Origin of the sequence: Enterococcus sp. AZ177 (assembly GCF_050544585.1) — a bacterium.
GTDB classification, from domain to species: Bacteria; Bacillota; Bacilli; order Lactobacillales; family Enterococcaceae; genus Enterococcus_L; species Enterococcus_L plantarum.
This window is the reverse complement of sequence record NZ_CP172944.1, coordinates 1,886,350-1,912,644: the sequence shown is the minus strand read 5'-3', so window position 1 is coordinate 1,912,644 and position 26,295 is coordinate 1,886,350. Positions and strand designations below refer to the sequence as shown.

21 protein-coding genes are annotated in these 26,295 nt (G+C 36.1%); 19 read left to right on the top strand and 2 right to left on the bottom strand.

Annotated features, from left to right (window positions below; genetic code table 11):
• Positions 1 to 379: 379 nt before the first annotated feature.
• The 6 genes from IGJ34_RS09290 (at position 380) to asnS (ending at position 8,244) form a co-directional block, all read left to right on the top strand.
• The gene (locus IGJ34_RS09290; protein ID WP_430597277.1) at positions 380 to 1,096 is read left to right on the top strand and encodes a YcjF family protein; all 717 of its coding nucleotides are present in this window, start codon (positions 380 to 382) and stop codon (positions 1,094 to 1,096) included.
• Positions 1,097 to 1,509: 413 nt separating this feature from the next.
• Positions 1,510 to 2,013, top strand: a complete 504-nt coding sequence (locus IGJ34_RS09285; RefSeq protein WP_069654235.1) for a DNA topology modulation protein — start codon at positions 1,510 to 1,512, stop codon at positions 2,011 to 2,013.
• A gap of 195 nt (positions 2,014 to 2,208) precedes the next feature.
• Positions 2,209 to 4,977 carry a helicase C-terminal domain-containing protein gene (locus tag IGJ34_RS09280; protein ID WP_430597276.1) on the top strand — a complete coding sequence of 923 codons (2,769 nt, stop codon included), beginning with the start codon at positions 2,209 to 2,211 and terminating at the stop codon, positions 4,975 to 4,977.
• Positions 4,978 to 5,053: 76 nt separating this feature from the next.
• Positions 5,054 to 5,560, top strand: coding sequence for a DUF5590 domain-containing protein (locus IGJ34_RS09275; RefSeq protein WP_069654233.1), 507 nt, complete (start codon positions 5,054 to 5,056; stop codon positions 5,558 to 5,560).
• 145 nt (positions 5,561 to 5,705) lie between these two features.
• Complete coding sequence (locus tag IGJ34_RS09270) at positions 5,706 to 6,896, top strand: pyridoxal phosphate-dependent aminotransferase (protein ID WP_430597275.1); 1,191 nt, start codon at positions 5,706 to 5,708, stop codon at positions 6,894 to 6,896.
• 49 nt (positions 6,897 to 6,945) lie between these two features.
• Positions 6,946 to 8,244 carry an asparagine--tRNA ligase gene (gene asnS, locus IGJ34_RS09265; protein WP_069654231.1) on the top strand — a complete coding sequence of 433 codons (1,299 nt, stop codon included), beginning with the start codon at positions 6,946 to 6,948 and terminating at the stop codon, positions 8,242 to 8,244.
• A gap of 136 nt (positions 8,245 to 8,380) precedes the next feature.
• Here the strand turns inward: asnS and IGJ34_RS09260 are convergent, their stop codons facing one another.
• Positions 8,381 to 9,658 (bottom strand): ISL3 family transposase, encoded by a 1,278-nt coding sequence (locus IGJ34_RS09260; RefSeq protein ID WP_430597274.1) that lies wholly within the window; start codon positions 9,656 to 9,658, stop codon positions 8,381 to 8,383.
• Positions 9,659 to 9,917: 259 nt separating this feature from the next.
• On the opposite strand from IGJ34_RS09260, the gene IGJ34_RS09255 reads away from it, so the two are divergent.
• The 7 genes from IGJ34_RS09255 to IGJ34_RS09225 all read left to right on the top strand — a co-directional run bounded on the left by IGJ34_RS09255 (position 9,918) and on the right by IGJ34_RS09225 (position 18,768).
• Positions 9,918 to 10,844: a hypothetical protein gene (locus IGJ34_RS09255; protein ID WP_167351513.1), complete on the top strand. Its 927-nt coding sequence runs from the start codon at positions 9,918 to 9,920 to the stop codon at positions 10,842 to 10,844.
• 240 nt (positions 10,845 to 11,084) lie between these two features.
• Complete coding sequence (gene murC / locus IGJ34_RS09250; RefSeq protein WP_206849593.1) at positions 11,085 to 12,422, top strand: UDP-N-acetylmuramate--L-alanine ligase; 1,338 nt, start codon at positions 11,085 to 11,087, stop codon at positions 12,420 to 12,422.
• A 140-nt stretch (positions 12,423 to 12,562) separates the two neighbouring features.
• Complete coding sequence (locus tag IGJ34_RS09245) at positions 12,563 to 13,045, top strand: MaoC family dehydratase (RefSeq protein WP_111247507.1); 483 nt, start codon at positions 12,563 to 12,565, stop codon at positions 13,043 to 13,045.
• Positions 13,038 to 13,718, top strand: coding sequence for a Bax inhibitor-1/YccA family protein (locus tag IGJ34_RS09240; protein WP_111247506.1), 681 nt, complete (start codon positions 13,038 to 13,040; stop codon positions 13,716 to 13,718). Before IGJ34_RS09245 ends, IGJ34_RS09240 begins: the two co-directional genes overlap by 8 nt.
• 236 nt (positions 13,719 to 13,954) lie before the next feature.
• Positions 13,955 to 15,112, top strand: a complete 1,158-nt coding sequence (gene argJ / locus IGJ34_RS09235) for a bifunctional glutamate N-acetyltransferase/amino-acid acetyltransferase ArgJ (protein WP_206835244.1) — start codon at positions 13,955 to 13,957, stop codon at positions 15,110 to 15,112.
• Between the two features lie 146 nt (positions 15,113 to 15,258).
• The gene (locus IGJ34_RS09230) at positions 15,259 to 17,616 is read left to right on the top strand and encodes an ATP-dependent DNA helicase (RefSeq protein WP_430597273.1); all 2,358 of its coding nucleotides are present in this window, start codon (positions 15,259 to 15,261) and stop codon (positions 17,614 to 17,616) included.
• A gap of 186 nt (positions 17,617 to 17,802) precedes the next feature.
• Positions 17,803 to 18,768, top strand: coding sequence for an asparaginase (locus IGJ34_RS09225; protein ID WP_430597272.1), 966 nt, complete (start codon positions 17,803 to 17,805; stop codon positions 18,766 to 18,768).
• Between the two features lie 56 nt (positions 18,769 to 18,824).
• Here the strand turns inward: IGJ34_RS09225 and IGJ34_RS09220 are convergent, their stop codons facing one another.
• On the bottom strand, positions 18,825 to 19,319 hold the full coding sequence (locus IGJ34_RS09220) for a YajQ family cyclic di-GMP-binding protein (RefSeq protein WP_111247502.1): 495 nt from the start codon (positions 19,317 to 19,319) through the stop codon (positions 18,825 to 18,827).
• A gap of 273 nt (positions 19,320 to 19,592) precedes the next feature.
• Here IGJ34_RS09220 and IGJ34_RS09215 point away from each other — a divergent pair, with 273 nt between their 5' ends.
• The 6 genes from IGJ34_RS09215 (at position 19,593) to IGJ34_RS09190 (ending at position 26,131) form a co-directional block, all read left to right on the top strand.
• A complete protein-coding gene (locus IGJ34_RS09215; RefSeq protein WP_206849587.1) occupies positions 19,593 to 20,522 on the top strand; it encodes a YitT family protein in 930 nt (309 codons plus the stop codon).
• A gap of 234 nt (positions 20,523 to 20,756) precedes the next feature.
• Positions 20,757 to 22,370 carry an alpha-glucoside-specific PTS transporter subunit IIBC gene (locus IGJ34_RS09210; RefSeq protein WP_206849585.1) on the top strand — a complete coding sequence of 538 codons (1,614 nt, stop codon included), beginning with the start codon at positions 20,757 to 20,759 and terminating at the stop codon, positions 22,368 to 22,370.
• 22 nt (positions 22,371 to 22,392) lie between these two features.
• Positions 22,393 to 23,724 (top strand): 6-phospho-alpha-glucosidase, encoded by a 1,332-nt coding sequence (locus IGJ34_RS09205; protein ID WP_430597271.1) that lies wholly within the window; start codon positions 22,393 to 22,395, stop codon positions 23,722 to 23,724.
• 102 nt (positions 23,725 to 23,826) lie between these two features.
• Positions 23,827 to 24,600: a MurR/RpiR family transcriptional regulator gene (locus IGJ34_RS09200; protein WP_069654220.1), complete on the top strand. Its 774-nt coding sequence runs from the start codon at positions 23,827 to 23,829 to the stop codon at positions 24,598 to 24,600.
• Positions 24,600 to 25,049 (top strand): hypothetical protein, encoded by a 450-nt coding sequence (locus IGJ34_RS09195; RefSeq protein WP_206849584.1) that lies wholly within the window; start codon positions 24,600 to 24,602, stop codon positions 25,047 to 25,049. The genes IGJ34_RS09200 and IGJ34_RS09195 overlap by 1 nt, the downstream gene beginning before the upstream one ends.
• A 215-nt stretch (positions 25,050 to 25,264) precedes the next feature.
• Positions 25,265 to 26,131 carry a class II fructose-bisphosphate aldolase gene (locus tag IGJ34_RS09190; protein WP_010760933.1) on the top strand — a complete coding sequence of 289 codons (867 nt, stop codon included), beginning with the start codon at positions 25,265 to 25,267 and terminating at the stop codon, positions 26,129 to 26,131.
• Positions 26,132 to 26,295 lie beyond the last annotated feature (164 nt).

Below are 26,295 nucleotides of genomic sequence, written 5' to 3'. Positions count from 1 at the left end.
AGCATAATGAGGAGCAAAATTATAATTATGCATGTAGATGAGAAAAATGTAAAAGACCATTATTCATATAGAAATGAAAGCAATTAGTGAGAATAAAAAAATCCAGGTATCAGTCATATGTGATTGATACCTGGATTTTTTATAAGAATAGTTATCCTGACCGTCTGTAAATGAATAAGCAAAGAAAAAATTAGCGCTTATTTTCATTCGATAACAGACTTTTATTTTCAGATTATATTCAAAAGTACTGTGTAATGTGAGCCGCTTTAATGTCAAAAGTGCTGTCTTTTGGTGAAATAAGATTTCTATTGTATGATTAGAGTATAGAAGCATTACGTGTATGTATACATAGTTTATGAAACATAATTGGAGGTAATGAATGATGAAGAAACGTTTAAAGAAAAAAACGACAGATGAAAAAAAATCATTCCTAAAAAGGAGCAAAACGAATACACAACAATATGAAGAAAAAAACGCAAGCTCAGATGAAAAAGAATTTGAATCATTTTTTTCTGAAGTAATAAAAAAATTTCCAGCAAAAACATCAACAGTGATCCTAAATAGTTATGGGAAATCGAAAGATCGTGCTGAAAAAATCTTGGCTAAAAGCAAAACGCAATTCGATAGTATTTTTGATGAATTTTTGGAAGGTGTCGATGAAGAAACGAAAAGAAAATGCCATAAAATAGTCCATGCGGCGTCATTAACAGCTGCTATTATAGGCTGTTCACCAATTCCTTTTTCAGATGCCTTGTTACTTGTCCCTATCCAATTGACTATGATGGCTCGTTTGCATAAATTATTTGGGCAATCTTGGTCTGAAAGTATGGGCAAGAGTATTGGGAAAGAAATTGTTGTCGTAGGGCTTGGGAAAAGTGCAGTTGGCAACTTAATAAAACTTCTTCCAGGTGTGGGAACAGTTGCTGGTGCTGCCATAAATGCTACTGTTGCAAGTTCGATTACAGAAACGCTTGGTTGGGTGACTGTCAAGATGTTAAATGATGGAGAAGATATTTTTGAGCAAACAATGACATTTAAAGGTCAGTTCCAAACATTGTTTAAAGCAGTCCAAAATTCAAGCAAAAAGTCAAAATAGAGAGTACGGATAAAATAATAGATTAGTAGATTTAAAATTTGAAAGAAATTTTTTTTAAACAATCAACCATTCACATAGCTTAAGTAGTTGATGATCAAGACGAAGCAATTGCTTTTTACACTTTGATAGAAAATATATCCCCACCTTCTCCCCTCTGATATGTTTCAACTACTGATTTTTAAAGTCATAATCATATTTAGCCACTATAAAAAGCCCCCTAAGTTAGATTTTCTGGTCTAACTTAGGGGGCTCATTTCAGAACTTTGAACGGCTCTTTTTTTATTAGTTTCAAAAGTAGTATATGTTAAAAAGTTCCTTTATAAGCTGTACGTTCAGTTTAACTAAACCATACCAAGTTACGTTATTGATGGTATAATAAAATTTCCGAAAAAATTTTATTGGAGGGAATACCCATGAAAAAGATTATTTTAATCGGCTCAAGTGGAGCTGGTAAGTCAACCTTGGCACTTAGATTAGGTGAGAAGTTAGGTATTGAAGTTTTTCATTTAGATAAATTACTTTGGAAACCGAATTGGGAAATGACAGATAGAGAATACCAAATTGAAGTACAAAATAATTTGATCATGAAACCTTCATGGATCATTGACGGAAACTATGGCGCAACTCTTGGTATGAGAATCAAAGCGGCAGATACTATACTATTTTTAGATAGAAATAGATATGTATGTATTTATCAGATTTTGAAAAGAGTAAAAAAATTTAACGGTTTGACCAGACCTGATATGCAACCGAATTGTCCTGAGAAGTTTGATTTAAGTTTTTTAAAGTGGGTATGGAATTTCCCGAACAAACAAAAGGTTGAGATTCTTGAAGAGATACAAAACCTTCCTAAAACTAAAAAAGTAATAGTTCTAAAAACTAAAAAACAGATTCAACTTTTTTTAGACGAGCTATAAAAAATCAAAAGAATCATTCTAACAACTAATCAAGAATGATCCTTCTTTTGATAACCAGAAAAGAAACGAATGTGACAGTTGGACAGAACTAAGATAACCAAAACATCTTCACTACCAAACCTTTCAAACTAATACTAAAAAAAAAGTTCATTTTGTAGTATAATTTTCAAGGGTAGAGGAAAGGCGGGGAAGTCCATGAAAAAAAAGCAGACATATGCAGTAGTTGATCTTGAAACAACTGGGACCGATCCGTTGGTCGACCGGATTATTCAATTCGGCTGTGTATTGATCCAAGAAGGAAAAATCGTTTCCCGTTTTGCGACTGATATCAATCCTAATCAGGCGATCTCCAAACAGATTCAGCAACTTACTGGCATTAGTAATTCACGTGTGCAAAAAGCGCCATATTTTGAAGATGTGGCACTAACGATTTATAATTTACTAGCCGATACAGTATTTGTTGCACATAATATTTATTTTGATTACTCCTTTTTAACACAGGAATTGCTTCGTTGCGGTACACCTAAATTAAAAATTCCTGGAATTGATACAGTGGAATTAGCTCAAATATTTTTACCAACAGAAAAAAGTTTTCGTTTAGGCGATTTATCTGAAAGTTTAGGGTTGATTCATGACAATCCTCATCAGGCAGACAGTGATGCACAGGTGACGGCCGAACTTTTGTTATTGATTGAAGCCAAGATGCGCCGCTTACCACTGATTACGATGGAAGCAATCGATCATTTGAGTCAGCAAACAGGCATGGATACAAGTGCTTATATCCATCATATATATGAAGAAATGAAACAGGATATTCAACCGCTAGCAAAAGAACAACACGTTGTGTCAGGCATTGCTTTGAGAAGAAAAGAAGTTCCGCTTTATGAAGAAAAGTTATATGGAAAATCAAGTTTCCCGCAAAAGAAAAAAGCAAAGGAAAAAGTTTTTGCAGATACAATCGGCTATCGTTCAGAGCAGAGCCGGATGATGAATTTAGTTTATGAACATTTTACGAATGATGAAAATAAAAATTTGTTTATTGAGGCTGCGACAGGAACAGGAAAAACATTAGGTTATTTATTTCCATTAAGCTATTTAGCTACACCAGATAACCCAGTTATTATCAGTACAGTATCGATTGTTTTGCAAAATCAATTAATGGAAAAAGATATTCCACTAGCAAACCAAATTTGTCCCAAGCCGATTCAAGCTGTAATCATTAAAAGTCATCGTCATTACATCGATTTACAACGATTTAAAGCTACGTTAAAAAATCCAATACAGCAAAAGCAATATGCGTTGTATCAAATGGGTGTTTCAGTATGGTTGGTGGAAACAGAAACGGGAGATCTTGATGAATTACAATTAACGAACTTTAACCATATCTTTTGGCGGGATGTTGCCCATCGAGGCATCGATTTTTTATCAGATCAAGATGCGTTGTATCAAGAAGATTTTGTGCGTTTTCTCTATAAAAAAATTAGACAAAGCAACGTATTGATTGTCAATCATGCATTTTTGGCACAGGAAACGCTCAGAGAATTGCCACTTTTACCGAAAAGTTCGTATTTGATTATTGATGAGGCTCATCATCTACCGGATATTGCAGGGAAGATTGCGAATCGTCAATTTAACTATGTTTCCTTTAAAAAGCAGGCAGGTCTTTATCTGGAAGAAGATCAGTTGCTTGATCAAGTCAACCAAATTTTCGAATCTGAAACACAAGAACAGCGTTTGTTGCGGATTTATTCTAAAGCATTAAATGATCTAGTGGAAGAATTTAGTGATTTATTTTACGAAATAAATCAGCTCTTTAACAAGGATCGTTCATCTAATTTAGAAGCAATGTTGCTAACAAAGCCGATATTTGATCATTTATCACTTAGTGGTGAGACGTCGATTCAAAAGATCGAGATTCTCTTAACTGAAATGCAAGAAATTCAAAATAGGTTGAATCAGTCGATTGTGAATGCTTTGGAAAAATATACTGCTTCAGAGCGAATTGTATTCGTTAGTTTGCTGCAATTCTTTGAACGGATTGAATGTTTAGCGGATTGTTTTGCTATTTATGTCAATGAATGGCATCCACGTTGGATCAAGGAATATAGCATCACACCACAAGGATACGGGCTGCTTGCATTAAATGATTTAGAGGCAAGTATTTTGCCAGAGACGACTTGGTATGATCGTTATCAACGAATTTTATACACAGGTGGAACCTTGAAATTTGGGAATGATAAGAAGTATTTGCCTAATAAATTAGGATTAACAGATGTGTTGTTTAAAACGTTACCTGATCCTTATGATTATGAGCAAAATGCACGTTTGTATATTCCAACAGAAGCAATAGCAATCAGTCAGGCGAATGCTACAGAATTCTCAGCTTATATCGCATCCGTGATTCAAGACTTGTCACAAGAACATGACCGATCCATTTTGGTTTTATTCACGTCGCATGAGATTTTATCTAGTGTTTATTATCGTTTGCATCCTCAATTTTTAAATGAAGGAAGAGACCTTTTAGCCCAGGGAATTAGCGGTAGTCGGGAAAAAATTCTAAAACGTTTCGCGCATTCAAGAAATAGCGTCCTACTTGGAGCTGACAGTTTTTGGGAAGGTGTCGATTTACCTGGGGAAGCATTATCTCTGTTGATCGTGACACGTTTACCATTTGAAAATCCTAAACGACCGTTTGTCAAAGCACGTTATGACTATCTTGAAGAAAAAGGAATCAATCCCTTTACTCATGAGGCTTTGCCAAAAGCCGCGTTACGATTACGTCAAGCCTTAGGCCGCTTGATTCGTTCCGATGATGATAAAGGAGCTCTAGTTGTCCTAGATAGGCGTTTAGTAACAGCTAAGTATGGCAAGCGGATGGTAAAGGCTTTGCCAAAAGATTTGGTAGTGAAAGAAGAATCATTAACTGAAATAGCATCAGAGCTAAAAGAATTTTTAAATAAATAAATTTAGTTACTACCTATTAAATCAAACCGATTTTCTGCTATAATGGTAGCCAGTAAGTTTGGAAAGGGCGAGAAGAGTGCAAGAACAAGAAGAACTCAGAGAAGCGAGAAAAACCAAGATTTTAGTTGGTGTAATTGCGGTTTTATTAATGATTATTGTCCTAATCACTATTTTCTACATTCGCTCAACACAGCCAAGAACACAAGCGAAAAAAGAAGCGACAGAAATTGCTAAAGAATATGCAAACTTGGAGACAGTGGATCACTTTTATTGGTTTACCCGAAAAGATACGTACTTTAGTGTGACAGGTAAAGATAATAAAGGGGAAGAATTAGCTGTGATCATCCCGAAATCGGGGGACAAAGTGACTGTTTTAAATCAGAAAGATGGTGTTGACGAAGACCACATCCGCCAAATCGTTGAAACTGATTACAAAGAGAATAACATCCAAAAAGTCAGCTTAGGTCTGTATAAGGATAAACCAACGTGGGAAGTCGTTGCAAAAAACGATGACGGATCATTAAGTTATTATCTATTAACATTTGATAAAGCTGAAGAAATTATGATCATCAAAAATGTCTGACGAGACGTTTTAATGAAGAGCGTTAGCTAAAATCAAATAAACTTAAAGAATTAGCTGATGAATCAAGATAGACAGCGGTAGGAAATGAGCTCGATTGTTAGAATAGAATCCCTACCGTGCTCTAGAAAATGAAGGGAGCAATCATATGGACATATCAAAACGCGCACAAAAATTAGAACCCTCTGTTACGTTAGCAGCTGCTGCCAAAGCCAACGCATTAAAAGCAGAAGGAAAAGATGTTCTAAGTTTAACCGTAGGTGAGCCGGATTTTAGCACACCAAAAAACATTCAACAAGCAGCGATTCAAGCCATCGAAAGCGGAAAAGCCAGTTACTATACACCTTCTGCTGGGATCAAAGAATTGCGAGAAGCTGTTGTCGAACATATTGAAACTTACTATAACTTGAGTTATCAAGTCAAAAATGTAATCGTAACAGATGGTGCAAAATTTGCATTGTATCTTCTTTTTCAAGCGGTATTGAACCCAAATGATGAAGTCATCATTCCAGTGCCATATTGGGTAAGCTACGGTGAGCAAGTAAAATTAGCTGAAGGAGTACCTGTTTTTATCTCATGCAATCAGGAAAAAGAATTCAAAGTAACGGTGGAACAATTAGAAGAAGCTAGAACAGATAAAACGAAATTATTGATTTTAAATTCCCCTTCTAATCCAACGGGAATGATTTATTCTGAAGCAGAATTACGTAAAATAGGTGAGTGGGCTGTCCAAAATGATATTTTGATTGTATCAGATGATATCTATGGTAGACTCGTTTATAACGGAGCCACTTTCACACCAATAGCAACATTATCCGAAGCAATCCAAAAACAAACAATCATTATCAATGGCGTTTCTAAAAGTTATGCGATGACAGGTTGGCGTATCGGTTATGCTGTCGGTGATGAAACGATCATCTCAGCAATGAATGATATCGCATCACAATCAACCAGTAATCCGACGGCTGTCAGTCAATACGCTGCGATTGAAGCATTGATCGGTGAACAAGATACAGTTGAAATCATGAGACAAGCATTTGAAGCACGTCTAAATGAGATTTATCCGTTGTTTGCAGCGTTACCTGGGTTTAAAATCGAAAAACCGAATGGTGCATTTTACTTGTTTCCAAATATCAAAGATACCCTAACAATGTGCGGCTATACAGATGTCACGCAATGGGTAGATGATTTATTGGCTGAAGCGCAAGTTGCATTAGTTACAGGTGCAGGATTTGGCGCACCTGAAAACGTTCGGATTAGTTATGCAACCGATTTAGATACATTAAAAGAAGCCGTTAAACGTATCAAAGCCTTTATCGAGAAAAAAGCAACAAACTAAACTACTTAATTCGGGATAGGTAAAAGAATAAATGAATGGAGAGACGATTGTGGAACAAATTCAAATTATTGATTCAAAAAATCATGTAGGGGAAACAGTAAAGATAGGGGCTTGGATTGCAAATAAACGTTCAAGCGGGAAAATTGCGTTTCTACAATTACGTGATGGGACAGCTTATTTTCAAGGCATTGTAGTGAAAAGTGAAGTTTCAGAAGAAGTCTTCCAGTTAGCGAAAAGTCTAACGCAAGAAACCTCTGTTTGGATCACTGGTGAAATCAGAGAAGATAGCCGTTCAAAATTTGGCTACGAGATCGGAGTAACAGGAATCGAAGTCATTGGTGAAAGTCATGATTATCCGATCACACCCAAAGAGCATGGAACAGACTTTTTGATGGATCACCGTCATTTATGGTTGCGTTCATCTCGTCAGCATGCAATCATGCAAATCCGTAACGAAATCATTCGCGCAACATATGAATTTTTCAATAATCATAACTTTGTTAAAATCGACCCACCAATCCTAACTGCAAGTACAGCAGAAGGGACGACTGATTTATTTGAAACAAACTATTTTGATCAAAAAGCTTATCTATCTCAAAGTGGACAATTGTATATGGAAGCCGCAGCATTAGCTTTCGGGAAAGTATTCTCATTTGGACCAACATTTAGAGCTGAAAAATCAAAAACGCGTCGTCATTTGATTGAATTTTGGATGATCGAGCCTGAAATGGCGTTTATGCATCAAGAAGAAAGTTTAGAAGTACAAGAACAATACGTCGCATTTCTTGTTCAAAGCGTGCTAGACAATTGTGATCATGCCTTAGATGTTTTAGAACGTGATAGAGAAGTCTTGAAAAAATATACACAATTACCTTTCCCACGTATTTCATATGATGAAGCAGTGGAATTATTAAAGAAAAATGGGTTTGATGATATTGAATGGGGCGATGATTTTGGCTCGCCGCATGAAACGTTTATTGCCAACTCATTTGATCGACCAGTCTTCATTTTAAACTATCCAAAAGCAATCAAAGCTTTCTACATGAAACCACATCCTACTCGCGATGATGTTGTAATTTGTGCAGATATGATTGCACCAGAAGGGTATGGAGAAATCATTGGGGGTTCTGAGAGAGCAATCGATCATGATTATTTGTTAGAACAAATTCGTAACCATAATCTAGATGAAAAAGAATATTCTTGGTATTTAGATTTACGTCGTTACGGTTCGGTTCCACATTCAGGTTTCGGCCTAGGATTAGAACGTACGGTTACATGGTTAGCTGGAATTGAGCATGTTCGTGAAGCAAGCCCGTTCCCACGCTTGTTAAACCGTATTTACCCATAGCAATATAAAAAAATTAGTCATTGAAACCAAGTTTCAATGACTAATTTTTGTGGTTCTACGTCAAATTGTGTTGGTGAACAAAAAACTGAATAGAAATCAAAGTCTGGTAAGGATAGAACATTCTTATCAGGCTTTTTTATTGTTGTGAAAAAATAAGACCTTGAATAATATAAATACGTGAACGAAAATGATAAAAGTTTCGATAGCCATAGGCTACCCGTTTGATTACCTTAAGTTTATTGTTTAAGCCTTCAGTAATACCATTAGAATAAGGGAAGCGAAACGAATTCTTAATGCCTTCTTTATATTTGTTAAAGAAGAGTAATTTCTTTTTGAACCAGTGTGGTAGCTGATTATCTAGCTGTTGAAGATACTCAAAAAAGAGCGTATGTTCTCGATGAGAAAAAGCATATTTTAAATATTGAACCGTATCATAGCCTGTTCGTAGGACATCATCATAGTGCAACAGTTCATCGACAATATCTTGTTGACTTAATGGCCGTTTAAATAAGGGCTGATAAGCTCGACAGTTTATATCTAATTTATCGGAATCTTTCAATAGTAGCTTCCAATAGCGTTTTAAACGACGGTATTGTTTTGGTTCAGAACTTTTCAAACGGTTCATCGTTTGAATTCGCAGTTGGTTCAACGTACGATTCATTTGTTGGACGATATGAAAGCGATCCGTCACTAATTGAGCATTCGGAAAAACCGTTCGAAGAAGTTGATGGTAACTAGCGTTCATATCGGTTACGAGATACGCTACATGTAGCCGAGCTTCACGTGTAAAGCGCATGAAATGAGCGGTCAATTTGTATAGTCGTCTATCTTCCAGCACTTCTAACAACTGATTCCGTTCTCCATCCACACAAATAAAGCTCATACTTCCTTGGCAAGATTTCATGGATTTAAATTCATCGATACATAGAATTTTAGGGAGGAAGTTCCAGTTTGTTCGATAATTTTTTGATAGTCTCTCCATCATTCTAAGGACTGTTATGTCTGAAACAAAGTGTTTTTGAGCAATCATTTTTCTTGAAACATTCTTTTTCAAGTCAAGCATAATTTGGTATTGAAGCTGTTTAGATAAGTGATGATGTTCTTCAATCAGCTCTGTATGAGCGTGGAAAGTAGCACCACATTCATGACAAAGAAAACGTGTCCGTTTTAGTTCTAATAGAGTGAAGCGCTCATTAAAAACAGGCAATTGAGCTGTTGTTGTATGACTGCCATTTTTGATGATTTGTCCATGATTGAGGCGCCCACATTTCTCGCAATGAGTAGGTGAATAGGTCAGCTTGGCTTTAATCACTTGAGCTTGCACTCCTTTTACTGGTCTTTGTTCCAACCAATTTTCTTCAAACCGGAGGTTTTTGTCTGTAAGTCCGAGCAATAATCTGGTATTCTTATCCATAGGGAACAACCTTTCTGATGATTTGTGGTTTTTGTCGATTTCATTTTATCAGTTAGTTGTTCCTTTTTTGTATTTAAATGCTCAAAAAAGTGCTGGTAGAAAATCTTTTTTGATTTCCACCAACACAATATATTATAGAGCCATTTTTGTTGAAATTGAAATTTTCAGTTAAATTGCAACAAGAAAAAAGAAAAAGTAAGGTAATATGTTTAGAATTCTATTGTTTTATGGTAGAATTGACACAAAGTACAATAAAGGAATGACTCGAATGGGAAACCCAACTCAAATTAAACGAAAACATTTTCGCTTTCCAGCCTTTGATGATGAATCAGGTGTGAAATTAGTTTCTGAAAATAAAAGAACATTATTTCAAGATGAGCCGATGCTTACTAAAGCGGTGACACAGACAACCAATCAAGCACAAAGACAGCCAAGTGCGCCGGTAATAGATCCAATAACCGTTCAGCCAGTACTGCAAAAACAACCAACTCAAACAAATAATCAACATGTGTCTCATAGTGAAGAACAACTAGCAGAATTAGCACGTCACAAATCTAATCTGCCTAATTACATGATGGCACACAATAAACCAACATCACCAAAACAAAAAAATAATTTATTTGGTAATATGCCAAAAAGAAGTTCATATGGTTTCGGTTCACAGCAAACTTCTAACAAAAATAAAGCCGCGTTTTCAAAAGATTTTACCTATGATACCCGATCGTATTTTGTACCGAAATATATTCCAGCATCTGTTATTCCAGAGGAGAAAACCCCCACTTTGACAGAGCAGGACTTAACCGAAGCAATGAAAAAAGATCAAAATTCTTATTTGCTTTTTGACGATGAACCAGCAGCTTTTCAAGTGAAAGGGAACGAAGATCCGACCGTTCAAAAATTCAATATTCCTAAAGGTTCACCAGAAATTCCGGTAACAAGACGCCAATACCAACAAATCAAACCTGACATGGAACGATTTGGCAAAGAAGAAGATATTAGTCATTCTTTACCACGCTCTCGAAAAGAATTAAAAACAGCTAAAGAAAATGCCAAAAGCCAAACGGCCTATGGACAAAAAGTAGCGGAAGCTGAACAGGACAAAAAACGTGGAATATTAGATAAGTCGTTAAGCGGTATAATTGAAGATTCAAGTATGGAACTAGAAAATAGCAAGTATTTTAAGTAAGCATGATCTGAGACAAAACTCTATTTGGTTTTGTCTCAGCTTTTTACTGCAAATCAAGACGAACACACTAATATAGAGATACGCAACTATCAATACAAGGGAGTCTCTTTAACTCTTGTAAGAAGAGGGACAGTTTTTTTTGGTTGATTATTTCACAATTTTGTATGATAATGGGTTCCGTATGATTGAAAAAGACCTAAAAAAGACGTTTTATATAGAGAATAAGAGAAGAGGATTAAAATGAGCAATCAAGAGAATAAATTACATCATTTTGTCGGGATCAAAGGATCAGGAATGAGTTCGTTGGCGCTTGTGTTATTTGAAAAAGGATACCAAGTACAAGGTTCTGATGTGGATGAATATTTTTTCACTCAACGTGATTTAGAAAAAGTTGGTATTACAATTTTACCATTCAATGCGGACAATATTGCAAAAGATATGATCGTTATTGCTGGAAATGCATTTCCAGATACACATGAAGAGTTGGTTCGTGCCAAAGAATTAGGTGCGGAAATCATTCGTTATCATGATTTTATAGGACGTTTTATCCAACCGTACACAAGTGTTGCTGTAACAGGTTCACATGGGAAAACAAGCACAACAGGTTTACTTTCTCATATTTTGACAGGGATCGCGCCAACAAGTTATTTGATCGGTGATGGGACAGGTCATGGTGACCCTAATGCTGAATTTTTCGCTTTTGAAGCTTGTGAGTACCGCCGTCATTTCTTAGCGTATTCTCCGGATTATGCAATCATGACGAATATCGATTTTGACCATCCTGATTATTTTAAGAGTATAGAAGATGTATTTTCTGCATTTCAAACAATGGCAGATCAAGTCAAAAAAGGAATTTTTGCTTATGGTGATGATAAGTACTTACGCATGCTAAAAACAGATGTACCGGTCTATTATTATGGCTTAGCAGAGGACGATGATATCCAAGCTAAAAATATTAAACGGACAACACAAGGTTCTTCTTTTGATGTTTACCATAAAGACGATTTCGTTGGGCACTTTGTTTTACCTGCCTTTGGTCAACATAATATTATGAATGCGTTAGGTGTAATTGCTGTAGCGTATTTTGAAAAATTAGATATGGAAAAAGTAGCAGAAGAGATGCTAACATTTGAAGGGGTTAAACGCCGCTTTACAGAGAAAAAAGTATCTGACATGATCATAGTGGACGATTATGCTCATCACCCAACTGAGATTATTGCAACGATTGATGGGGCGCGTCAAAAATACCCAGATAAAGAAATTATTGCAGTATTTCAACCACACACGTTTACACGTACAATTGCATTGATGGACGAGTTTGCTGAAGCATTAGATTTGGCAGATGCTGTTTACCTTTGCGATATCTTTGGCTCTGCTAGAGAACAAAAAGGTGATGTTAAAATTGAGGACCTAGGAAATAAAATTCAAAAAGGTGGGCAAGTCATCAAAGAAGATAATGTATCTCCACTTTTAGATCATGAAGATGCTGTAATGGTCTTCATGGGTGCCGGTGATGTTCAAAAATTTGAACAAGCATACGAAACATTATTAAGTAATACAACAAGAAGCGTATTATAAAATAATTCTTTCTTAAAAAGCTATTGCTAAGAAGGGATTTCAACGAAGAGTTTTAGGATTTGTTGAAGCCCCTTCTTTTTAACTTGCCTTTTGTCGTCATTTTGGTACAATTATCTTATCATTAGTGGAGGTGTACTAATTTGAATATCGGAAAACCGAGAAGATTAGGCAAAACCATCGAAGATATTGAGGAAGGCGATTCGCTGTCTTTAACCGAATCCATTGAAGATAAAGAGTTACTTCTTTATTTGGGCTTAACAAACGATGCCAATCCTTTATATATCCAACATGATTATGCCCAAAAAACAGAATATGGCAAACCAATCGTCCCATCGATCATGCTGATGGGAATTATTACAAGTGCTATTTCCAAGCATTTACCAGGACCAGGATCTCATGTGGTCAATTTTTCGGTGAATTTTGTAGAGCCAGTATTTCATTATGAAACGTTGACATTCAAGTTCGAAGTGATCAAAGTGGATAAGATGAAAGACGTTGTAACGATTTCGATTGAAGTCGTAAATGAGGAAGAAGATCGAGTACTTGATGCGGTTGTAATGGTGCAGCCACCTCAAGTGACAATAACAGATTTAGAAGAGAAAGAAGGAGAAATAAATGAATAATGGAGCAGTAGCCAATGTTGGCTTGAATAAATTCTATTCGAAGATTTATGCGTTTTTAGCGATGGGAATCGGCGTTAGTGCTTTAGTTTCTTATCTGATTTTAAATGTATTTCCAATGGTTCTGGTAACATTGTTGAATTCAACAGCGTTATTTTTTGGCTTATGGATCGTCCAAATTGGGCTAGTACTATTTCTAGGAGTTCGAGCACAAAAGAATCCTAGTTTAGCGGTCGGTGGATTTTTAGTTTATTCTGTTTTAAATGGTGTAACAATATCTGCGACACTGCTACTATATGCGCAAGCGACAGTTGTGAGTGCATTTGTTAGTGCGGCAGCAACATTCGGTGCAATGTCACTAGTTGGTATGTTTACAAAAAAAGACTTATCTGCAATGGGTCACGCAGCGTATAGTGCGTTGATCGGAATTATCATTGCAATGGTGATTAATTTCTTTTTCCTACGCAGTAGCGCAGTTTCATTTTTCATCTCAATTTTGATGGTGTTGATTTTTGCAGGAATTACAGCGTATGACAATCAAAGAATTCGTCAAGTTTACAATGAGACTGGTGGACAAGCAGGTACAGGTATTGCTGTATTTTTCGCATTACAGTTATATCTTGATTTCATTAACTTGTTCTTAGCATTCTTACGTATTTTTGGTAAAAATAATTAATTCGTCGATTGACTTGAAAACACCCAGATAAATCTGGGTGTTTTTTTGTATGTAAATACTCTTTTTAGTACATTTTTATGCGTAATATTCCTATTTAATTGCATAAAAAAACTTTATTAAGTTAAAAAGTGATATAAAATACATTGACTATCTTCACTTGTTGTTTTATACTTTTATAAAATTGGATAAATAAATTTTTTTAAAGTAAGTTGATCATGTACGGGAAGGTGTTATTAATGAAAGAGTATGAAGTTACACCAAAGGGATTTAAGTTCTATGGGACACATGTTGGGATCAAGAAAAAAAGAAAAGATTTTGGGTTGATCGTAGCAGATAACGTCTGTCACGCTGCGGCCGTTTTTACAAAAAATACATTTTGTGGAGAGTGTATTCCCATCGGCAAAGAACACGTGAAAAATGCTGAATTACAAGCAGTCGTCGTCACAAGTGGTATTGCGAATGTTGCGACTGGTAAAATAGGCAGAGAAAATGAATATAAAATTTTAGATAAACTATCAAAGCAGTTCACAATCAAAAAAGAAAATATCTTACCTTCTTCTACAGGTGTAATTGGACCACAGCTTCCTATTGATAGTATTGAGAATTTTTTAGAGGCGGAGTCAATTGATTTACAGGAAAATTATGAAGATTTCGCACATGCGATTTTAACTACGGATCAACGAATCAAGGTACGTAGCTTGTCGGTTGGCGATGCAACGATTTTAGGGATTGTCAAAGGTTCAGGCATGATAGAACCGAATATGGCAACGATGTTGGCATATATTTTAACAGATGCAAAAGTAGCAAAACAAGAGATTTATCCTATGTTGAAAATAGCGGTTGATCAATCATTTAACACCATCAGTATCGATACAGATACAAGTACAAGTGACACAGTAGCCTTTTTAGCCAGTGGTCATCATGAAGTCGAAAATACGGAAATGCAAAGTGCCTTGAATCAAATCTGTAAGGAATTAGCGTTAGATATAGTAAAAGATGCTGAAGGCGCAACAAAGACGATGTTTGTCACTGTCAAAAATGCAGAAAATAAAGAGCAAGCCAAGAATGCTGGAAAATCGATTATCAACTCTCCTTTAGTAAAAACCGCGTTATTTGGCCATGATCCTAATTGGGGACGTATTGCAATGGCACTTGGTAAGACAGAAGGGTTAGTGTTTGATCAGAATAATGTAGAAATCTATTATGGCCATTATCCAATTTTCTCAAAGAATAATGAAGAGAAACAAAATATAAACAAGATTGCTGAGTACATTAAACAAAATGAAGATATTTATTTAACAATTGATTTGCATCAAGGGAAGGAAACAGTTGAAGTGATTGGTTGTGATTTAAGTTATGAGTATGTCAAAATAAATAGTGATTATTCAACTTGAGTTCCACCTTTCGGAAGTAAGGCTTTTCAAAAGAGAATAGAAATGTTTGAACTCCCCACCTTGATTCTAAAAATAAAAGTTTCTTTCTCCTCTTTTATTTTGCGAATGTATGTTCTATAATAAGAACATGATAGGTGGGATCGAACATGCAGAACACGCAAAGAATCGCAGTCCGCAGATTAGTGGAATTTATTTTGCGCAGAGGGAGTATCAACGCTAGGCATACAAGTGAACATACAGCGCTGGAAGGAGCAAAGATCCATCGGAATCTTCAAAAAACAGCCGGAGAGAAGTATCAAAAAGAGATCAAACTTGCTATAAACATAGAATTAAACGAACAAACATACATAATTGAAGGTCGTGCAGATGGAATTTTTATTGATGATAAAAAACGAACTGTAATTGACGAAATCAAAACCTCGGAACCAGCTTTTTCGGAGTTGTTGCAAGAGCAAATAGATATGTATTGGTATCAAGTGATGTGCTATGGACATATTTATTGCCAACAAGAAGACTTGGCTGAAATCACGTTACAGTTGACCTATTACCAAACGACAACCGAAGAAATTACTCGACAAGAACAAACATTGACGAAAGAAGAGCTCAAAGGATTCTTTGATGAGTTAACACAGAAATACGAACAGTGGCTGATTTTTAAAGCGAATTGGCGCAATATTCGGAATCGATCTTTGCAACAATTGCCTTTTCCTTATGGCGATTATCGAACTGGTCAAAGGGAATTAGCTGTTGCTGCTTATAAAACGATACTAAGTGATCAAAAACTATTTGTCGAAGCACCAACTGGAACAGGTAAAACGATTTCGACATTATTTCCCACCCTAAAAGCAATCGGTGAAGAACATGCAGAAAGAGCTTTCTATTTAACGGCCAAAACAATCACTCGTCAAGTCGCGGAAGATGCTGTAGAAGCAATGAAACAAAAAGATATGCAGTTAAAAAGTATCACGTTAACAGCTAAAGATAAAATCTGTTTTTTAACAGAACAAAATTGTACACCAGAAGCTTGCCCTTTTGCAAATGGGTATTATGATCGTTTGAATGAAGGGTTGTGGGATTTATTAAACAACGAAAATCAATTTACACGTGAAACCATTGAAAGATATGCACGCAAGCACACTTTATGTCCATTCGAATTGTCATTAGATGTCAGTTTGTGGTGTGATTTAGTGATCTGTGATTATAATTATTTATTTGATCCAGTTGTTTATTTAAGACGCTTTTTTGATGAGCAGACCGAAGTAAAAGAAAATATCTTTTTGGTAGATGAGGTTCATAATTTAGTTAATCGTTCTAGGGAAATGTATTCAGCCGTTTTGTCTAAAAGTAAGCTACTATCACTGAAGCAGATACTGGGGAAAAAGCAGACTAAATTGATCCGAGCATTGAATAAAGTTGAAAAAGAATTTGAAAAAATCAAGCAAGTCTGCGATGAAGAAGGAAAAGAGTTTTTACACCAGAATGCGCCGATTGACTCTCTAGTAAAAGCTGCTTATGGACTAGCTGAAAAAATCAAAGAATGGCTCCCCGAAAATCAAGAGCATGTCGAGCTAAATCAAATCTTGTCCATTTATTTTGAGTTGCTGAATTATACGAAAATCAGTGAGGGGTACGATGATCATTATTGTACATATGTGAATTGTCAAAATTATGATATCCTCGTCAAGCAATTTTGTATCGATCCAAGCTATCTCTTGCAGCAAAAGTTAGACAAAGGAAAGGCCAGTATTTTATTTTCAGCAAGTTTAACCCCATTAGATTACTATCAGGAAATTTTAGGGGGAGGAGAGGAGAGTTTACGTTATCGAATTCCTAGCCCTTTCCCAAAAGAAAATCAATTATTAGTGATTGAAAAGTACATCCAAACGACCTATAAAGAACGTGAAAAGAGCTATGAAAAAATCATCGAAAGTTTGACGAACATGATTGAGCAAAAGCAAGGCAATTACTTCGTTTTCTTTCCGTCCTATTCCTATATGGATATCATTTATGAGCAGTTCCGAGAAAAAAATCCCCACATTAAAACAAAGATTCAAGCGAGTATGATGAATGAAGCAGAACGAGAAGCCTTTTTAGGGGACTTTGTTCTAGAACCAACAGAAACAGTCGTTGGCTTCTGTGTTCTAGGTGGTATTTTTTCAGAAGGAATCGATTTAAAAGGCAATCGCTTGATCGGCACGGCAATCGTTGGTGTTGGTTTGCCGCAAATCAATCATGAACAAGAATTGGTCAAAGGTTATTATGATCAGCAGAAAAATCAAGGCTTTCAATTTGCGTATCAAATTCCTGGAATGAATAAAGTATTGCAGGCAGCAGGGAGAGTTATTAGAGATACAGAGGATAAAGGCGTCGTATTACTTTTAGATCAACGTTTTTCAACAGCTGCTGTTCAACGATTTTTTCCTCCTCATTGGAATCAGGTTCAAATATCTAGTTCCCATGAGCAGACCAAGCATCTTATACAGCAGTTTTGGGATTTAAATTAAGCAGAAGATAATAGGAAAAAAGCTCTCTTACTGGTATACTAAAAAAGAGTTGAGTTGTAAAATTTACTCTTTGTTTTTTATTAAGTATAATGACTATAAAAAAAGCCGAAGGTCTAATTATCGGCTCTTTTTTGAGCAAAAATTCACCAAAATATCTGAATAAAATGATCATAGGGAGACTAAAGTATGAAAACAATCCTAGTATTACATACAGGTGGCACGATTTCGATGTCAAAGGAGGTAGATGGCAATGTCACGACAAACAATAGGAATCCGCTTCTCAATCAAGAAGAATTAGTAGCAGGGAAAGTAAATTTAGTTGTAGAAGCCATTTTTAATATTCCTTCACCTCATATGACCTTAGAAAGGATGTTGGAATTAAAAGAGCGAATCCAAAAAGCATACAAAGAAAATATCGATGGAGTCGTAATCACGCATGGCACAGATACATTAGAGGAAACAGCCTATTTTTTAGATATTACGCTTGAAAACGAAATTCCTGTTGTCTTAACAGGCGCTATGCGTTCAAGCAACGAAATTGGGACAGATGGTTTATACAATTTTATTAGTGCAGTTTGGACAGCATGTTCAGATGAATCTTTTGGTAAAGGTGTGCTTGTTGTGATGAATGATGAAATTCATACCGCTCGTTATGTCACGAAAACCCATACTACAAATGTTGCAACGTTTCGAACACCGACATTTGGTCCAATTGGTATGATTGCGAAAGAACGAACTTTTTTTGCTAGTGAAGTACGCCCGCAAGAAGTCTGCGATATCCAAAGTGTGACGGGCGAAGTATACGTGATCAAAGCCTATGCTGGAATGGACGGTAGTTTATTTGATTTAGTGGATAATGATCGGACAGACGGTATTGTGATAGAAGCTTTAGGTGCGGGGAATCTTCCGCCAGAGACATTACCATCATTAGAGAGACTCTTGGCTAGGAATATCCCTATTGTTTTAGTTTCTCGCTGTTCGAATGGAATTGCTGAAGATATTTACGACTATGAAGGCGGCGGTGTTAATTTAAAGAAAATGGGTATTATTTTTTCTAGAGGATTAAACGGACCAAAAGCTCGAATTCGCTTGATCGTTGGCTTAAATAGCGGGAAAGATCAACAGGCGTTAGATGATTTTTTGAGTGAATAAAATAAAAAGCATAACAAGCTTAGAAACAAATTGTTTCAGCTAGTTATGCTTTTCAATTAACGGAAATTCGTAAACTGTAATTCTACAGGTAAATCTAAATTTCGAAGCAATGTAATCACTTTTTGTAAATCATCACGACTTTTCCCGGTGACTCTGATTTGATCTTCTTGAATTTGTGATTTGACTTTGATACCAGAATTTTTGATTGCGACATTGATTTTTTTAGCATTATCACGATCGATCCCGCTAATTAAATCACCATACTGACGTGCAGAACCACCAAGTGCTTTTTCACTTTCTGAGAAATGGATGTTTTTTATCGGAACTGCTCGTTTAACTAGCTTACTAAACAAGACATCTTTTACTTGTTCAATTTTATAGTCGTCTTCTGCGACTATCATTAACTTGTTATTTTCTAATTTTATATCAGCAATCGAACCTTTGAAGTCAAAACGATTTTTGATTTCTTTCAGTGCGATTTGGATCGCGTTTTTGACTTCTTCTATATTCATTTCAGATGTTACATCGAAACTTGCTTCTTTTGCGGCCATTGGGTGATCTCCTCTCATTATTTCTTACTTTATAGTACCATTAAATAGGGAAGAAACAAGTCTAAAATACTTTTTTAAGACAAAGTTCTGTTCTAGAAAAAGAAACGATGGAATTGAGAGTGAGTGAGACTAAAATAATCCTCATTTTTAACGTTTTTTCTTTTCTTTTTTTTGGCAAACTGTTATTCTAATTCGTGGGAATTTATCTATTGAAGTAAGTACCCTATCTATTAATGTAGATTGAGGTTTTTCATATAAGGAGGCGGTTTTGGGATGAGTAAATGGGTTATTTCATATAAACAAAGTGAGACGTTGAAAAAGTTCGCTGTTATTTTTGTGACTGGGATATTAGTAGGAATCAGTTTGAATTTCTTTTTGATTCCAGCAAAAGTTTTTTCTGCTGGTATGAATGGTGTTGCGCAAATCATCGCAACTTTATTGTACACACATCTTGGAATTACTATAGATACAGGTCTATTTATTTTGTTATTAAATATTCCGATTTTTGTTTTAGGGTTTATGAGGCTTGGGAAAGAATCAACAATTTACAGTTTTCTAAATGTCGCATGGGTTTCATTAACGACTATTTTGATCCCAATCGAAGTGATTACTACCAATCCATTGATGAATGCCATTGCAGGTGGCGTACTGATTGGCATCGGTGCAGGTTTATCTCTTAAAATGGGGTTTACAACTGGAGGAATGGATGTTATTTCATTAGTTCTATCGAAGACGACTGGGAAAACAGTTGGTAATTATATGTTTATGTTGAACGGTATCATTGTGGCGATAGCTGGTTTTGTTTTTGATTGGGAAAGTGCATTATATACGATTATTTCAATTTATTGTATGACCCAAGTTGTTGACACGATCCATACGAGCCACCAAAAAGTTACCGCAATGATCGTAACCGTTCAGCCTGAGGTTGTGACTCAAGCGATTTCAAAACAAATGATTCGTGGGATGACGTTACTACCATCAATGGGCGGTTATTCTGGTGTCGAAGGACGGATGATCATGATGGTGATTACGCGTTACGAACTTTATGATTTGGAGCAAATCGTTTATGAAGTGGATGAGAATGCTTTTATGAATATTATTCCTACCAATTCTGTTTTAGGACGCTTTGCCAATGAAGATGAACAACGAATTTTTAAAAGTACTGGCAGTTTCCCGGAAATGAAGAAACACAAAACAAAATAAAAATAGAATCGCTTTTTCAAGTTCCTCAAAAATTCCGGAATCAATCGGCGTTTTTGAGGAACGTTTTTCTTTTTTTAAAAGGCAATAGTTTGTCTGATAAATTTCCCAGACATTGACACTTTTTCTCTATCAAATAACTAGCTTCCCAGAACCTCTTCAATCTATTGATAGCGGATTCATACGATGGTATAACTAACTTGTAAAACAAATGAATAGAAGGAGGGTGTTTCACTAGTGATGGAGAAGGTGCAACGATTTGGAGGCGCAATGTTCACCCCAGTCTTATTATTTTCATTTTCGGGAATAATGGTAGCGCTTGCGATTATTTTTAAAAATCCAATTATTGTTGGAAATATCGCAAATGAGGGAACGGTTTGGTATGGTGTCTGGTCTGTTTTAGAAAGCGGTGCGTGGACAGTATTCAATCAAATGGAATTATTATTTGTTATTGGGTTACCAATCGGACTTGCCAAAAAAGCCAATGCTCGAGCAGCAATGGAAGCTTTTGTGATTTATCTGACCTGTAATTACTTTATTAGTAGTATGCTAGAATATTTCGGTCCATTCTTTGGTGTCGATTTTGCCCAAGAAGCTGGTGGCGATAGCGGGATGAAACTGATTGCTGGCATCAAAACATTGGATACAGGTATTATTGGTGCCATTTTTATTTCAGCAATCGTAGTTTGGCTGCATAATCGCTACTTTGATACTAAGTTACCAGATTTTTTAGGTATTTTCCAAGGGTCATCGTTGATTGCGATTTTAGGATTTTTCGCGATGTTGCCGATCGCGTTTCTAATCTGTCTCGTATGGCCAAAAATTCAAATGGGTATCGGCTCCATGCAAACTTTCTTAGCGAGTGCTGGTACGTTCGGTGTTTGGTTGTATACATTTTTAGAAAGAATCTTGATCCCTACTGGGTTACACCATTTCATCTACACACCATTTGTGTATGGTCCTGCGGTGGTTGAGAACGGTATTACAAAATATTGGATGGCTCATCTTAATGAGTATGCACAAACGACAACGCCGATTAAACAGCTATTTCCACAGGGAGGCTTTGCTTTACATGGAAATTCAAAAATTTTTGCTTCACCAGGAATAGCAGCAGCGTTTTATTTTACTGCAAAGCCTGATAAGCGAAAAAAAGTATTAGCGATCTTGATTCCAGTAACATTAACAGCTGTTTTAGCAGGTATTACTGAACCGTTGGAGTTTACGTTCCTATTTGTGGCACCGCCGTTATTTGTTTTACATGCAGTTTTAGCAGCAACGATGGCAGCAACGATGTACTTCTTCGGTGTGGTAGGAGATATGGGCGGTGGTTTCATTGATTTATTGGCAAAAAACTGGATTCCGTTATTTGCCAATCACAAAGGGATGATTTTTACCCAGTTGATTATCGGGTTATCCTTCACGTTGATTTATTTTGTCGTTTTTAGAGCCTTGATTTTGAAATTTAATTTTGCGACTCCTGGAAGAGAGGAAGATCAGGAAGTTAAATTGTATAGTAAAAAGGATTATAAGGAAGCAAAAAAAGCTGGCATTTTAGGTGACGTTGCAATTGCAGGAGCGAATCAATACACAGATCAAGCAGCTGTCTACTTAGAAGCTTTTGGCGGTAGTGATAATATCGAAAAAGTAACAAATTGTGCAACACGTTTGCGGATCACTGTGAAAGATGAAGGAATTGTGTTGCCTGATGGCGCCTTTAAAGAAGGCGGGGCACATGGTGTGGTCAGAAATGGAACTGCTTTTCAAGTCATTGTCGGTTTGGATGTGCCACAGGTCAGAGAGCAATTTGAGAACTTATTAGCATTAGGAAATGAACATCAAATAAATGATTAAACATGAAGGAGCTGGACAAAAAATGAAAAAATTTTCAATCGTAATTGCAGGTGGAGGAAGTACTTTTACCCCAGGAATCGTTTTAATGTTATTAGATAATTTAGAGAAATTTCCGATTCGACAAATCAAATTTTATGACAATAATCCAGAAAGACAAAAACAAATTGCTGATGCTTGCGAAATCATCATCAAAGAGCAAGCGCCAGACATAGATTTTCTGGCAACAACCGATCCAAAAACTGCATTTAGTGATGTTGATTTTGTAATGGCGCATATTCGTGTCGGTTTATATGCGATGCGAGAGAAAGATGAGAAAATCCCTTTGAAATATGGGGTGATTGGACAAGAAACATGTGGACCAGGAGGGATTGCTTATGGCATGCGTTCTATTGGCGGTGTATTAGAATTGATCGATTATATGGAAAAATACTCTCCAGATGCGTGGATGTTGAACTACTCAAATCCAGCAGCAATCGTGGCTGAAGCTACGCGGAAGTTACGTCCTACTACTAAAATTATCAATATTTGTGATATGCCGGTTGGGATTGAAGAGCGGATGGCAAAAACTGTTGGGTTAAGTTCTAGAAAAGAAATGGTGGTTCGATATTATGGGTTGAATCACTTTGGTTGGTGGACAGACATCAGAGATAAAGAAGGCAATGATTTAATGCCAAAAATTAAGGAGCATGTGAGAGATTACGGATATTCTTTGAAAGAAGAAATCGAAGAATCACAACATACAGACGCTAGTTGGATGCATACGTTTGCTAAAGCAAAAGAAGTCTTTGCAGTTGATCCAACAACACTACCAAATACGTATCTGAAATATTATTTTTATCCTCAAGATGAAGTAGCGCATGCAAATCCAGAATATACCCGAGCAAATGAAGTAATGGCTGGACGTGAAAAGCATGTCTTTGGAGAATGTAATCGTATTACTAAAGTAGGAACAGCGAAAGGAACGACATTGGAAGTAGACGAGCATGCATCTTATATTGTGGATTTAGCAAGAGCAATTGCCTATAACACTCACGAAAGAATGTTATTGATCGTAGAGAACCAAGGAGCTGTTGTCAATTTTGATGAAACAGCAATGGTAGAAGTTCCATGTGTTGTAGGCAGTAACGGACCAGAACCGGTCGTTCAAGGAAAAATTCCTCGTTTTCAAAAAGGACTCATGGAGCAACAAGTGGCTGTCGAAAAATTAGTTGTTGAGGCTTGGACAGAAGGATCGTATCAAAAATTATGGCAAGCCTTAATGTTATCTAGAATTGTGCCAAATGCTCGAATTGCCCAAGAAATACTAGATGATTTAGTGGAAGCGAATAAAGAATTTTGGCCTAAGTTGTCGTGATTACCTTTCAGAATAGTTTTCCTTAGTAGATTCCCTTAGTATCGTTTTGAATTTTCATCCTTTATACTAAGGGAAGAATACGAAGGAAAAGAGGGATCAGTTATGGATTTAGAAACATTGATGCAAAAACATCAAAAACAATTAAGTGAAATGGATTGGACTATATTAGGGTATATTTTGGAAAATGAACAAGATCTTATGCACTTGAGCATTATTGAGTTAGGTGAAAAAGTCCATAGTTCTAAGTCTTCGATATTACGTTTAACAAAAAAATTAGGATTTTCTGGTTATTCAGAGTTTAAATATTTTATGCGGCAATCCAAGCAACATACTATTGCCACAACTGGAACAGATTTAATCGCTCTACAAACAAAAGATATTGAAAATACAGTCAAGTTGGCGCAGCAGACAGATTTTACGTTACTAAGTAAAGCAATTCAAAAAGCCAATACTGTTTATTGTTACGCAACAGGTTATTCACAAAGAAAAGTAATTGAAGAATTTTCAAAGATGTTGATGATTTGTGATAAGCGTTCAATTATAATCCCTGTTAAAACAGAACTGGATATCAGCATGTCAATGATCACAAAAGAAGATATTGTGTTGTTTGTTTCTTTAAGTGGTGAGACGGATGATGTCAAACAAAATATTTTATCGTTAAATGCAAGAAAAATCCCAGTGGTAGCAATCACGACGTTTTCACATAATTTTTTTGCAGAACATGCACAATATGCTTATTTTTATTATTCAACCCCGTTCACTGTTTCAGGGAAAGAACACATTGCTCAGTCATTAGTTGGATTGAGTGTATTGGTGGATTTGATTTTTAGAAAATATGTGACATATTTGAATAAAGAATTTGAGGAGGGGATGTAATGGCATTGTTTCTGCAACCAACTAAAATGAGGCAGCTATTATGTGGATACTGGTTGCTCGTTCCGTTATTATTTGGTGCATATCTTTTCACTTTAGCAACAGTTAAAAATGTTCCAATGGGGATGATTTTTACGAGTATACCAAGTTTGACTTTAGCGAGTATTGTCGTGTTGTTGATGATTTTTCAGTTGTATGGCCTGTACATCATTGGTCATTCAAGTGAAAGTCGGCATTCTTTATTGGGGAGTTATTTAATAGTCAACACCATTCAGCAATTATTATCCTTTAATATTCCTGGATTCGTTATATGTTTGCTTTTTTATCGAAGTTTACACAATGAGAAAGAAAGATCAAGAGTGCCGAAACAAATTAAATGGACCATCTATGGTTTAATGAGCTTTATTTCTTTCATGACAATGATAATTCTTTGGCTTCAGTTATCGTTATAATGTTACGAATAATGTGAGTGTAGCAGCTTAGCTGATACACTCTTTTTTTATACAAAAAGCAGTAAGTGTCTACAGTTTTGTGAAAGTCTGGACAAAAGTTTTCTGAAAAAGTCAATTTTAGTAGAAAAGTACTAAAAAGTCTGCTAAAATATAACTGTTGATTAAGGATATCCTTAACAAATAAAGTTTTTTTAAAACTTAGGAGGAATTTTATTATGCCATTAGTATCAGGAACAGAATTTCTTAAAGCAGCTCGCAAAGGCGGCTACGGTGTCGGAGGATTTAACACAAACAACCTAGAATGGACAAAAGCGATCCTTGAAGCTGCAGAAGCTAAAAAAGCGCCAGTTTTGATCCAAACTTCTATGGGTGCGGCTAAATACATGGGCGGATACCAAGTATGTTACGATTTAGTAAAAGACTTAATCGATTCAATGGGTATTACTGTACCAGTAGCTCTTCACTTAGATCACGGTGAGTATGAAGATGCATTAGAATGTATCGAAATCGGCTACACATCAGTTATGTTTGATGGTTCACACTTACCATTCGAAGAAAACATCGAAAAAGCAAAAGATGTTGTTGCAAAAGCACACGCTAAGGGTGTTTCTGTAGAATGTGAAGTTGGTTCAATCGGCGGCGAAGAAGACGGAATCATTGGTTCTGGCGAATTAGCTGACGTACAAGAATGTGTACAAATGGTTGCTACAGGTATTGATTACCTAGCATGCGGAATCGGTAACATCCACGGTTCATACCCAGACAACTGGACTGGTTTAGCATTTGACCACTTACAAGAAATCGCTGACGCTGTTGGTGACATTCCATTAGTATTACATGGTGGATCAGGTATTCCTTTAGAGCAAGTTCAAAAAGCAATTTCTATGGGCGTTTCTAAAATCAACGTGAATACTGAGTGTCAAGAAGTATTTGCTGCAGCAACGCGTAAATACATTGAAGAAGGCAAAGATCTTGAAGGTAAAGGCTTTGACCCTCGTAAATTATTAGCACCAGGCACAAAAGCTGTTACTGAATTAGTAGAGCAACGTATTGAATGGTTCGGTTCTGCTAACAAAGCATAATGAATTAAAAAAAGAAATAACAGCATTGCTGTTATTTCTTTTTTTTGTTTTGGAAAATAATCGTTTAAATCTCATGTTTTGCTCGAAAATATTCGAAAAATACATTAAAATCGAGTAAATCAATGAAAATAACGAAAAGCGAATCACTGTTGCCTTTTTTATTG